Origin of the sequence: Bythopirellula polymerisocia, from assembly GCF_007860015.1 — a bacterium.
GTDB classification, from domain to species: domain Bacteria; phylum Planctomycetota; class Planctomycetia; order Pirellulales; family Lacipirellulaceae; genus Bythopirellula; species Bythopirellula polymerisocia.
This window is the reverse complement of the sequence record NZ_SJPS01000002.1, coordinates 133,001-144,623: the sequence shown is the minus strand read 5'-3', so window position 1 is coordinate 144,623 and position 11,623 is coordinate 133,001. Positions and strand designations below refer to the sequence as shown.

Below are 11,623 nucleotides of genomic sequence, written 5' to 3'. Positions count from 1 at the left end.
CGCGTCGCGGCTAACCATCAGTCAACAGTTCGCGCAGCTCAGCGAGCTCGCGCTCAAAACCGCCGGAGAGGATCGGAAACCGACACCAGCTCTTTGGGTCCAGGTTCTCGTCATCCAGATGGAACGAAGGGGCGTAGCGTTCTCGCTTCCATTGGTTGCGGCACCAGAGGCGGAAGAATCGCTCGATCCAGATGCCGAGTTGCTCCTTCGAGTATTCCGGGAAGCGATCTTGCACCGCCTGAAACACTTCGACGGGCATGAGCTTGTCGCGGATCGCTGCCCGCTCGACTGCATCGAGAACGCGGTACGGCATCAGGTCCCCTTCGTCGGTTTGGCTTTCCGATACAGGACGCAACTCAGCAGTTGGCGTTTGAGCATTGATGACCGCCAGTTCAGGCAGGGGGCCGATTCCTTCAGGACCCGTGCGCTCCATCCATTTGAGCCACTCGAGCAAATAAGCCTTGTCAATTCCTGCAATAGGTGCCAGACCGCCAGCAGTATCACCGTCCATCGTAGCGTAACCGACGGCAGCCTCGCTGCGGTTACTCGTGGTCAGCAAAAGGGAACCACTGAGATTCGCCAGCAGCCAGGCCCCCGGTGCGCGGGCGCGAGCCTGGATGTTTTGCAGAGCCGTGTCATCCCCCTTCCAAGTTATGCTTCTTCCAATAGCTTTAGAAACGGTGTCGACGTAACCATCCACCATTGCGTCGATGTTCCACTCAAGAAAATTGGCTCCGATAGCCGAGGCAATCGTGCAAGCTGCTTTGAGGGTCGTCTCACCGCTATTACGGGTCGCTTGATAAACACATGTGAGCAGTGCACCGACAATCTCTTCGGCACTGCTCGCTTCAGCGAGCTGTGGAATCTGAGCAAGTTTTCGCGCAAGTCCTTCGTAGCCCAACTCCGCCACTCCGAATTTGGTCATGAGCCACACCATCGTGGCGACGGTAGCGGAGTCGGCACCGCCGCTGAGTGAGATCACAAGACCTCCCGCCCGACTTTTTCGCAGGTAATCGAACAACCCCAGGGAGACCGCCCGTGCGAATTCTTCTTCTTTCGACGGGGGAGATGTGTCCCAGGGACTCGGTTGAGTCGGTGCTATCGTTTTTGTCGCTGACGGTAATTGGAAGCCACAGTCGAGAGTCGCCCCATCCAGTTCAATGATCGGAAGATTCGCCTCTGCACGATCCGCGCGAGTAGCGTCCACGTCGACATCCGCATGGACCAGAATATAATCAGCGAATGAGAACCGCGGGCCGACCGCGACCAACTCTCCCCGAGTGGCAATCAGGGTCCCTCCGTCGTAAACCACGTTGCCCGCTTCATTTCCCAGCAAGTTTGTATAGGCGTAGCTGACGTGAAAATCACGACTACCTCTTAGCACTATGTCACGGCGGATTTCTTGCTTGGCAAAAGCAAAGTGGCTTCCGCTGGGATTGAGGATGACATCTGCGCCTCGCGCTGCGAGCCTCTTGCCAGTTCGCTCTACCACCCAGGCGTCACGGCAGACTTCCATGCCGATCTTTACGCCACCGCAGTCGAACATCACATCACCGACCGAAAATGATTCGCCGAAGCAAGTCACCTCGCCCACTTTGCCGGCTGGCCAGGGCTTAAACCAGCGGGGTTCGTAGTGGATGCCATCACCAGCGAGGCACTGCTTGGCCACGAAGCCGATCAGAAGTCCATTGCAGACAAAGGCGCAGGCATTGAATAGTTGCTCCTCGACAACCAGCGGCAATCCAAGTGCGACGGCCAATCCCTTTGTGGCTGGCAATATTTCGGCGAGGATATCGAGCGACGTTTGTTGAACACCATGAGCAAAGAATGCGTCCTCGCAGCCATAACCACTAATGCACAACTCGGGCAAACAGAGCAGGCTTACTTCCGACGCCCTGGCGGCGTCCAGTGCGGCAACGATATTCGCAAGGTTAGAGTCCCATGCGAGCGGGGTTTGATTGAGTGCGGCAGAAGCGAGGCGAAGTTGATTCATCTCTCAAATATACGCGGCAGGCTATGAAGCGTCATCCCTGGCATCCTTGAGCAACTCGAGCCGAAGGGCATTCAGTGCCTGCTTAGCTGAGCGGGCTTGGAGAATTGCTGGGTGACTAGCGCACCCAAAACGCCATTTGTGAGTTCGCTCTGCCGAAGCGAGTGCAACACAGACGTGTGAATCAGCCTGATAGGGATCGGTTGGGTACGCCGCAACCGCCAATCCATAGTCGGCGCGCAATCGGTGCCTTACCTCTTCAGCCATTGCACACGCGACAGTCGCATCGCAGTCTTCGGCGTCTGCTGCCACATTCGTCGATTCCACCAATGAATCTAACTCGGCACGATCTCGAATCGTCATTCCACCGACAAAATGATTGGCGTGCTGGTCTACCGCGGTGAGCCATTCCGATATTCGACCTGCTGTAGCCCATTCAGCCACAGCGAGGGTCTTCCCTCGTTCTTTTAACAATCGCAAGACGACATGCTCGAGTTCATCGTCTTCCTCTCCAAAGACAACAATTCCCAGCGACTGACGAATCACTTCAATTGTGGGTTCCATCAAAGCATAACAGTGCTCTTCACGATCGGCGGTAGCTGTAATTCGCAGTGTGATCGTCGCATCACTGACAGTAATTCCCACCTTCGGCTCTCGGCCTCGACGAATCAGATCCGGGAGCATCGCTTCAAGCTGGCTTTCTCCAAGTCCAAAGCACTTGATTCGGCGGTGTCGAATTACGGTCAGCTCATGCTGAAGTTGACTGATTCTTTCAGCGACCGTATGCGACCACATTTCGTGCATTTCAACCGGTACCCCCGGCAAAGCGAATAGGGCGCAGGGTTCGCGGCCTGTACGCGGGACCAACATCTCGACTCCCGGGGCCGTGCCGTGGAAATTGGGGATCGGTCGCGAACCTTCGGGGAAATCTGCCTGCACCTGGTTTCGCTCCGGCATCTCACGCCCGCGACTGGCATAGAGATGTTCGATGTGGGCAAGCGAAGCGGCATCTCGAACCAGCGTGGTTCCCGTGGCAGCGGCGATCGCCTCGCGAGTAAGATCATCAGCAGTGGGTCCTAGACCTCCAGTAATCACCACGACCTCGACCCGCTCAATGGCTACACACAGCACAGCGATGTTGTCTTCAAGCTCGTCGCCGACTGTCGTATGAAATGCGACCTCGCAGCCAAGTAGAGTAAGTTGCTGACTGAGCCACTGGCTATTGGTGTCAAGCCGTTGGCCGGTGGTAATCTCGTCGCCGATGGAAATGACTTCTGCTCGCATACTGAGCAGTGTTGCGGGTCAGAGAGGAATTGGGAAGGGGCGACATGTTGCCAGATATGGCAACCACTCCTTTCCTTACTTCACCACCGAGATCCCAAAGCTCGTCGATGGTCCGCAGCGAGGACCGTGGTGATAACCGTAGCGGGGGCCCCAGCAGGGTGGTGGTCCCCAACCGGGGCCACCATAATAATGTTCTTCTACAATCACGGGTTGTCCTTGGGCCATGGCTACCGGTGCCGGTGGAGTTTGCATGATTTGAATCACGTTCGTGGCTACTCCCTGATTGTGGAGATAGATTACATCCGCAGCAGTCAAAGGTCGTGCCATGCCAGATGTGCGAACATAATTCTGAATAAGCGATGGATCGACTCCCGACTGTGTCATGGACACCACTTCATCGATCGAGGCAGCCCCAACGGGCACTTGGCGTCCCAATTGAGCGGCGATCTCGGCGCGGTTCTGCGCCTGCATGGCGTCCATCTCGGAACCCACAACACCTCCGGTGACGGCACCGAGTCCGGCACCGATCAATGCCCCAGTTCCGGCGTTGCCTCCAGTGGCGTCGCCGATTATCGCCCCAGCACCCGCGCCGGCCAAAGCACCGAGCCCGGCCCCACGATCGGCATAGTAAGGCGATCGACAACCGAGTGTGAACACGCAGGCAAAAGCTAAACTAGATATTGCGACCGAATGCCAACAAGCAATTTGCTCACGCATGACGACACCAATTGTGGTAGTTCCAGAAACGGGACAGAAACACGGGGCGGGAATCGTCTCAAGCTACCGATAGTCGGTCAAGGTCAGCGAATAATTGATAGCAGCTTTGTTGCGGCAATAAAGTCAAAGAAGAGGGAATAGGGCGCGGAAGAACACGGATTTAGCGGATGAAGCGCGGATCAACGCTCTCAGTTAGTTCTGCGAAAATCCGCCCAAACAGCGTTGATCCGTGTTCTATTTCTTCCTTTGTACCCAGTTTTTCCCTGCAATGGTCAAAACAGCTTGCATTCAAAGCCGTCCAGTCGTAAACTTAAATCAACTCGGGATTTGTGGCCGCTTGCAGCCGAAACTGCTAAAGAGCCAGTGACACAAGCCTGCTGGCACATGGAATATCTAATTTGGGAATATCCAACTTGGATTGTGGTGCCGGTAGCAACAATTTGACGAAGCTTGCTTTTTCAAGCCGCATTTACCGAGAGTATGTGCGGCTTTTTTTATTGGCAGCGCGTTATTGCCAGTGCGTAATTGAAAGTGGCCGCGAGGATAATTCAAACCCCAGCCCAACAAGAAAACCATGAGTCACGTTGAAATGTCTATCCCTCCGACGCGTGCAGGATCATCGGACGATACACCTCGCGAACCCTTAGAAGGTTTCGGCGAAGATTTCTCGACTCTCTCCGTTCATGCCGGCGAAGCTCGGCAAAAGCCAGGGGACTCGATCACCGATCCGATTTTCTGCGCCTCGACCTACACCTTTACCGACACTCAAGCGGTAATCGACTACATCGAGCAAAACCAGACCCGGGAGGAATATGGTCGCTACGGCAATCCGGGCGAACGGGTGGTCGAACGTAAACTGGCCGCGCTCGAGGGTGCCGAGGATGCTGTGTTGTATTCCAGCGGCATGGCCGCGATGGTCGGCCTCTTGATGACGAAGTTGAGCGCATGCGACGAGGTAATTTTCTTTGACGAATGTTACCATCGCAGTCGTGAGTTCTGTACCAAGCACCTCTCGCGTTTTGGTGTGGTGACACGGCAGGTTCGCGCCTGCGATTATGAGGCGATGGAGGCAGCCATTAACCCGCATACCAAATTGCTGGTGAGTGAATCCCCGACGAATCCCCATATGAGCTGCGTCGACCTGGAGCGATTCGCTCAGATAGGCAGGGAGTACAAGGTCGAGACACTGATCGATGCCACGTTGGCCACGCCCTACAACTTGCGTCCCATCTCCGCGGGGATCGACTACGTGCTGCACTCGGCTACGAAGTATTTGGGAGGTCATAACGATCTGCTGGCAGGTGTCGTGATCGGTGAGAAGGACAAACTCGAACCAGTCCGCAAACTCCGCGGCATCATGGGTGCTATCAACGGTCCACAAAATGTTTACCTGCTTTCGCGCGGCTTAAAAACTTTTGAGCTTCGCATGCAGCGGCACAACGAGAACGGCCAGCGAGTTGCCGAGTTCCTGGAGAACCATCCTCGCATCGAGCGGGTCTTGTATCCCGGTTTACCCTCGCACCCATATCACGAAATCGCTCAAGAGACAATGCGCGGTTTTGGCGGGCTGATTACGTTCTTCGTGAAGGATGCCGACTGGCGCGAGACGGCCAACATCGTCGATGCGGTGAAGATCCCGCGAATCGCGCCGAGTCTCGGCGGTGTTGAGTCCCTCATCGAGCAACCCTTGGTGATGAGCTACTACCAATGCACCCCCGAAGAACGCCGCGAATTCGGCATCCACGACAACATGATCCGCCTCTCCTGCGGCATCGAGAACAGCGAGGATCTGATAGCGGATCTGAAGCAAGCGTTGCAACGGTAGTGATTGGTGATTGGTGAGGAGTGAATTGACAAAGAGGTTTCTGGCATGGTCCACTCGCACGAGGATTTGGAAGTCTGGAAACGTGCAATGGATCTTGTCGACTCAATTTATGGTATCACCAATCAACTGCCTGATTCGGAGCGATTTGGCTTGGTAAGTCAGATGCAACGTGCTTCGGTCTCGGTTCCCGCAAATATTGCGGAAGGTTGTGGAAGAGAATCCACGAAAGACCTACTTCGACACCTTGCTATAGCTCAAGGCTCTTTATCCGAATTAAGGACCCTGATCTTAATCACTCAGAGGCGCAACTATGTCAAGAAAGAGGTGACGACCGAGAACCTAAAACTAAGTGAAACAGTTGCGCGACTGCTTAGCGGATTTCGGCGTTCTCTGCGAAAAAAACTCTCAGAAGGCTAACCTTCTTTTCACCAATCACTAATCACCCCTCACTTCCTCCCTATGCAGTTTAGAACTCGCGCTATTCACGTCGGCAATGAACGCTGTCCCACTACTGGGGCGGTGGTGCCGCCTATTCATGTTGCTTCGACGTTTGTGCAACCTGGCGCTGGTGACTGGGGCGAGTTCGACTATTCACGCAGTGGTAACCCCACACGCAAGGCTTTGGAAACCACGCTGGCCTCGCTCGAAGGAGGCAGCGGGGCACTTGCTTTCGCCAGCGGCATGGCTGCCACGCACTGCGTTACTGCCATGCTTCGCTCGGGAGATCACATCGTTGCAGGAAGCGACATCTATGGCGGTAGCTACCGGTTGTTTCACAAAGTGGCCAACCGAGCGGGTGTCACCATTTCGTTGGTTGATACGACCAATCCCACAAACCTCGCAGCCGCGATCACTCCAGCCACGAAATTGGTCTGGATCGAAACGCCCGGCAATCCGCGTATGTCTATTACCGACATCGCAGCTTGTGCAGAGATCGCTCACGAGCATGGCGTACTGTTGGGAGTCGACAGCACCTTCGCTACTCCTGTGCTGACGCGACCCTTAGAATTAGGCGCCGATATCGTGATGCACTCGGCGACCAAGTATCTGGGCGGACACAGCGATCTCATGGGGGGAGCACTCGTCATGCGGGACTCAGTGCTTCGCGATGAGCTGTACTTTGTGCAGAATGCCACAGGGGCAATCATGGGGCCGCTCGAATGCTTTTTGTGTTCGCGCGGCTTGAAGACACTGGAGCTGCGAGTCCGCGAGCAGAGTCGCACAGCCCTCGCATTGGCAGAGTGGCTCAAGTCTCACGCTCAAGTGACACGGGTCTTGTATTCTGGTTTGCCAGATCACCCGGGTCACGAAGTTGCCAAGAAACAGATGGCGGGTGGCTTTGGGGCAATGCTCACTTTCGAACTCAACGGCGATTTCCAGCAAACCAAACAGTTCGTCCAATCCACCAAGCTATTCCAACTCGCCGTGAGCCTTGGCGCGGTCGAATCCCTCATCGAACAACCCGCCTCGATGTCCCACGCCAGCTACGACCCCGCCGACCGAGCCAAACACGGCATCACCGATGGGCTAATTCGGCTCTCAGTAGGATTAGAGGCGCTCGAAGATTTGCAAGCCGACTTGCAGCAATCTTTTGAAACGATTAATTGACGCCCGTAGGGTGGGCATTGCCCACCCTACGCCACTTTGAGTCCATCGCCGCCCCACCCGAGTTTAGCCGCAACCCGCAGGGGAGCGCTCACCGGACCAACACACGAGAAAATATGCCAAAAATGGCCAAAATCTAATCACGAATGTGAACTCCAGCGGATACAATAGCAACCAGACGTTTGCCCTGAGCTCCCCGCTTCTATGCGGGAAAATCCAAGAGAGAATTTGAAATGCTCTTCGGTTCACACCCCTGCCGCGTCTGCTTTACAGCGACCGAATTAGCTTGTTTGCTATGTCTGGCCCTGCCCGCCCAAGCCGACGGCGACCTACGAACCGTCGCGCTCTCCGGGGACCAGGTCCCTGGCGTTGACCCTGGCGTTATGTTCAGCAGCTTCGGAAGCTCTGTCTTAGAAGCAAGCGCCCCCATGATCGACGCCTCGGGTCGGACCGCCTTCCTCAGCCTCCTTACCGGTGCGGGCGTGAATTCGACGAACGACTTCGGAATCTACAGCGAGGGGGGTGGCACGTTGGCCGAGGTGGCTCGCGAGGGCAATCAGGCACCCAGCGCTGATCCCGGCGTCGTGTTCAGCAGCCTCCGTTCCCCCGTGTTTAGCGCCGCTGGGCAGACCGCGTTTGGTAGCTTCCTCACTGGTCCGGGTGTAAACTCGACGAATGGCATCGGCATCTATAGCGATGCGAGTGGCACATTGGCTGAGGTGGCCCGTGCAGGGAACCAGGCCCCCGGAGCTGATCCCGGCGTTGTGTTTAGCGGCCTCAGCTTCCTCAACCTCTCCGTGCTCAACGTCGCGGGAAACACTGCATTCATCGGCACTCTCAGTGGTACGGGAGTGAATTCAGCGAATAACTCTGGCATCTACGGCGGGGGGAGTGGCACACTGGCTGAGGTGGCACGCGAGGGCAACCAGGCCCCTGGCGCCGACCCCGGAGTCGAGTTCAGCAGCTTTAACATCCCTGTGATCAATGCCACGGGACAGACCTTGTTCAGCGGCGTCCTCACCGGCTCGGGAGTAAATTCGACTAACGACTCCGGCATTTACAGCATGGGGGGCGGTACAATGTCCGAGGTGGCCCGCAAGGGCAACCAGGCCCCCGGCGCCGACCCCGGCGTCGTGTTCAGCGGCTTCGGCAGTAACCTCGGGATCAGTAGCGTTCCCGTACTCAACGCCACGGGATAATCTGCTTTCTTCGGCGTCCTCACTGGCCCGGGCGTGAACGGATTAAACAACACTGGCATCTATAGCGAGGGGAGTGGCACACTGGCTGAGGTGGCTCGCGAGGGCAACCAGGCCCCCGGCGCCAACCCCGGTGTCGTGTTCTTCAACTTCTTTGACCCTGTGATCAATTCTGCAGGGCAGACCGCGTTCCACAGCCGCCTCATCGGTGCTGGAGCCTTTAACGACGAGGGTATTTACAGCGAGGGGAGTGGCAATCTGGCCGAGGTGGCCCGTGAGGGCAACCAGGTCCCCGGCGCCAACCCCGGAGTCGTATTCAGAAGTTTTGACTTAGGCTCCCTCGTACTTAACACCATGGGGCAAACCGCTTTCAGTGCGTCCATCTCGAGCGTGAATTTTCCTGATGACATTGGCATCTACGCCACAACCCTCGACGGACTGCTCGTCGAGATCGTGCGGGAGGGGGACCTCATCGATGTCAACGACGACCCTCTGATTGACGACCTGAGGACGATCTTTCAACTAAGATTCGTTTCCAAGACCGGCAACGAGGACGGTCGCCCGTCGAGCTTCAACGACCGCGGCCAGCTCGCGTTCGGGGCTACCTTTACCGATGGCACTTCGGGAGTGTTCGTCTCCAACCGCGTCGCTATTCCCGAGCCCGCCACCCCGACGCTTGTCGCCCTCTGCCTGCCGACCCTGCTCCGCCGGCGGAATAGAAATTAAGGTGGGCACCGCCCACCAAAATTCACTCGAATCATTTCGGTGGGCAAGGCCCACCCTACTTCTCGCGCCTCGGAACTCGCCACTCGAAATTGCTTTTGGCCCAAACATTCTTGTAGAAATTGTGCCACCCGATTCGAGATAATAGTGTTTGCAGCAGATTGTAGTCCGCTCGTTCAGCGGGCGGGAAATCTTCTGCCAAATCAGCCGCATCGCGCTAGCGACCTGTTCTTTTGCACCGACAGTAAAAAAACTGGGGGCTATCGCTAGGCGGCTCAGAGCCCTGGGGGATTTTGTCGGGGGGAGTCGAGGGTTTTGTTTTACAAAACTCTCTGACAAACACTGTAAAACAAGGGAAAAGCTCCGAGGTTTTGTTTTGTAAAAAATGTTTTCGACAAAACAGCCGGGAAAAAACTCACCGACTGTATCGTCGTAATACATCATTACACGGAACGATTCGGCCCAAGTATTCTTGTAGAACTCGTGCCACCCGATTTGTTATGATTTGAGTCGAGAGAAGAGAGTAGCTAGCTGTAAGGCGCTAGTCGCTAGTCAGAAGTGAACTCTTTTTCTCGCTTGAGTCTAGTTTCTTAAAGATCACCAATCACAAACCACCAGCCACATCCTGCCATGCAACTCGGATTCGTTAGCGCAATTTTTGGTGATCTTTCCCTCGAACAGGTCCTCCGCCATGCCAGCGACATCGGCTACGACTGCGTCGAAGTCATGTGCTGGCCACCAGGTGGCCCTGATCGCAAGCACGGTGGCGTGATGCACATCGACGTGACGGAGTTTTCTCAGGCTCAAGCGGATAATGTACTGGCACTCTGCGAAAAGTATCGCGTCGGCATTTCTGCGCTGGGATACTATTCGGTGCCTCTGTCCGCAGATGTAGAGCAAGCCAAAGCAGCGTGCGAACATATTCCGAAAGTGATTGACGCTGCCGTGAAACTGGGGCTGGGCAATGTGAATTCCTTTGTCGGGGCGAATCACACACTTTCGTTGGAAGAAAACTTCAAGAAGTTTGCCGAAGTGTGGCCTGCACTTGTGAAGCATGCTGAGGATAAGAATATTCGCATCGGCATCGAGAACTGCCCGATGCTTTTTGAGAACTCCTGGCCAACTGGACTCAACCTGGCACGGTCCCCCGCCATCTGGCGACGGATGTTTGAGGTGATCCCGTCGCCGAACTTCGGCTTGAATTACGATCCCTCGCATTTGGAGATGCAGTTGATGGACCCCATCGCCCCGATTCAAGAATTCGGCAGCCGTATTTTTCACACCCACGCCAAAGACATGCGAGTCAATCGCGACGAGCTCAACGACATGGGTTCGCTCGTCGTACCCATGCAGCGGAGCACGGCCAAAATCCCCGGACTGGGGGACATTAATTGGGGTAAGTGGATCGCGGCGCTTACCGACGTGGGTTTCGACGGTGCCGTCTGTGTGGAAGTGGAAGACGAAGCTTTTGAAGGCTCGGTCGAGAGGCGCCTGCAATCGCTCGCGATTAGCCACAACGTGCTGCGACCGTTGATCGCGTAGGAACGTGCGTTGCCGTCATTCCCGCCTGCGCGGGAATGACTTGATGGTTTCAGGTATCAACAAAGGTCACAGGTAAATCGACAACTTCCGCCAACCTTCCCAAGTATTCGTGCCGCGGGATTTCAATGACCCCCAGGCTGCCCGTGTGAGGAGTCCACTGCTGGACGTCGAGTAATTGATATCCGCGATCGTTGAGATGTTTGACTAGATGGTAGAGCGCGACCTTTGAAGCATCCCGTTCACGATGGAACATGCTTTCGGCGGCAAACAGTCCTCCGATTGACACACCATATACGCCGCCAATAAGTTGGTCGGCCCGCCATACTTCGACACTGTGTGCATGGCCGAGCTGATGGATTTCGCAATAACTGTCGATCATGATAGGCGTAATCCAGGTTCCTCCTTCACGCCCGGGACCTGATGCGCAGCCGGACATCACATCACCAAAAGCCTTGTCAAAGGTGACGGCAAACTGCCCAGAGCGAACTCGCCGCAGGAGTCGCTTTGAGGCTCGAAATCCATCGAGTGGTAGCACAGCCCGCGGATCAGGCGACCACCACACATGGGGCTCAAAATCTTCCATCGGCCAAGGAAAAATCCCGTGGCGATAAGCGTCCAACAGCCAATCTGGCGTAAGTTCACCTCCGGCAGCAACGAGGCCATCCGAGGAAGATTCTGCTGGATTTGGGAAAAACTTCGAAGGCATGGGAAAAAAGCAGCAAGCTAAGGTGGAAGATAACT

At 55.7% G+C, this 11,623-nt stretch carries 10 protein-coding genes and 1 pseudogene; 7 read left to right on the top strand and 4 right to left on the bottom strand.

Annotated elements, in window-relative coordinates:
• Positions 1-10: 10 nt before the first annotated feature.
• The 3 genes from nadE to Pla144_RS06790 form a co-directional block, all read right to left on the bottom strand.
• Positions 11-1,993 carry an NAD(+) synthase gene (gene nadE, locus Pla144_RS06800; protein WP_146449324.1) on the bottom strand — a complete coding sequence of 661 codons (1,983 nt, stop codon included), beginning with the start codon at positions 1,991-1,993 and terminating at the stop codon, positions 11-13.
• A gap of 21 nt (positions 1,994-2,014) precedes the next feature.
• A complete protein-coding gene (locus Pla144_RS06795) occupies positions 2,015-3,274 on the bottom strand; it encodes a CinA family nicotinamide mononucleotide deamidase-related protein (RefSeq protein ID WP_146449322.1) in 1,260 nt (419 codons plus the stop codon).
• Positions 3,275-3,349: 75 nt separating this feature from the next.
• Positions 3,350-3,991 (bottom strand): glycine zipper domain-containing protein, encoded by a 642-nt coding sequence (locus Pla144_RS06790; protein ID WP_146449320.1) that lies wholly within the window; start codon positions 3,989-3,991, stop codon positions 3,350-3,352.
• 574 nt (positions 3,992-4,565) lie between these two features.
• On the opposite strand from Pla144_RS06790, the gene Pla144_RS06785 reads away from it, so the two are divergent.
• The 7 genes and pseudogenes from Pla144_RS06785 (at position 4,566) to Pla144_RS06760 (ending at position 10,882) form a co-directional block, all read left to right on the top strand.
• The gene (locus Pla144_RS06785; RefSeq protein ID WP_197530444.1) at positions 4,566-5,816 is read left to right on the top strand and encodes a trans-sulfuration enzyme family protein; all 1,251 of its coding nucleotides are present in this window, start codon (positions 4,566-4,568) and stop codon (positions 5,814-5,816) included.
• Positions 5,817-5,861: 45 nt separating this feature from the next.
• The gene (locus Pla144_RS25485) at positions 5,862-6,233 is read left to right on the top strand and encodes a four helix bundle protein (protein ID WP_146449317.1); all 372 of its coding nucleotides are present in this window, start codon (positions 5,862-5,864) and stop codon (positions 6,231-6,233) included.
• A gap of 42 nt (positions 6,234-6,275) precedes the next feature.
• Complete coding sequence (locus Pla144_RS06775; protein ID WP_146449315.1) at positions 6,276-7,424, top strand: trans-sulfuration enzyme family protein; 1,149 nt, start codon at positions 6,276-6,278, stop codon at positions 7,422-7,424.
• A gap of 230 nt (positions 7,425-7,654) precedes the next feature.
• Entirely contained in the window at positions 7,655-8,620 is a 966-nt protein-coding gene (locus Pla144_RS06770; RefSeq protein WP_146449312.1) for a DUF7453 family protein, read from the top strand.
• A 15-nt stretch (positions 8,621-8,635) separates the two neighbouring features.
• Positions 8,636-8,908, top strand: a pseudogene (locus tag Pla144_RS25655) (DUF7453 family protein); the annotation flags it as partial.
• Positions 8,885-9,343, top strand: coding sequence for a DUF7453 family protein (locus tag Pla144_RS06765; protein WP_449240212.1), 459 nt, complete (start codon positions 8,885-8,887; stop codon positions 9,341-9,343). The pseudogene Pla144_RS25655 and the gene Pla144_RS06765, both read left to right, overlap by 24 nt.
• Before the next feature lie 627 nt (positions 9,344-9,970).
• Positions 9,971-10,882: a sugar phosphate isomerase/epimerase family protein gene (locus Pla144_RS06760; RefSeq protein ID WP_146449308.1), complete on the top strand. Its 912-nt coding sequence runs from the start codon at positions 9,971-9,973 to the stop codon at positions 10,880-10,882.
• Between the two features lie 49 nt (positions 10,883-10,931).
• Here Pla144_RS06760 and aat read toward each other — a convergent pair whose 3' ends face one another.
• Positions 10,932-11,588 carry a leucyl/phenylalanyl-tRNA--protein transferase gene (aat, locus tag Pla144_RS06755; protein ID WP_146449306.1) on the bottom strand — a complete coding sequence of 219 codons (657 nt, stop codon included), beginning with the start codon at positions 11,586-11,588 and terminating at the stop codon, positions 10,932-10,934.
• Positions 11,589-11,623: the final 35 nt, after the last annotated feature.

Bases quoted from the DNA above. Each gene is read 5' to 3' on its own strand.
- Pla144_RS06795 (WP_146449322.1), bottom strand. From the start codon at position 3,274: ATGCGAGCAGAAGTCATTTCCATCGGCGACGAGATTACCACCGGCCAA.
- Pla144_RS06760 (WP_146449308.1), top strand. From the start codon at position 9,971: ATGCAACTCGGATTCGTTAGCGCAATTTTTGGTGATCTTTCCCTCGAA.
- Pla144_RS06790 (WP_146449320.1), bottom strand. From the start codon at position 3,991: ATGCGTGAGCAAATTGCTTGTTGGCATTCGGTCGCAATATCTAGTTTA.
- Pla144_RS06770 (WP_146449312.1), top strand. From the start codon at position 7,655: ATGCTCTTCGGTTCACACCCCTGCCGCGTCTGCTTTACAGCGACCGAA.
- nadE (WP_146449324.1), bottom strand. From the start codon at position 1,993: ATGAATCAACTTCGCCTCGCTTCTGCCGCACTCAATCAAACCCCGCTC.
- aat (WP_146449306.1), bottom strand. From the start codon at position 11,588: ATGCCTTCGAAGTTTTTCCCAAATCCAGCAGAATCTTCCTCGGATGGC.
- Pla144_RS06775 (WP_146449315.1), top strand. From the start codon at position 6,276: ATGCAGTTTAGAACTCGCGCTATTCACGTCGGCAATGAACGCTGTCCC.
- Pla144_RS06785 (WP_197530444.1), top strand. From the start codon at position 4,566: ATGAGTCACGTTGAAATGTCTATCCCTCCGACGCGTGCAGGATCATCG.
- Pla144_RS25485 (WP_146449317.1), top strand. From the start codon at position 5,862: ATGGTCCACTCGCACGAGGATTTGGAAGTCTGGAAACGTGCAATGGAT.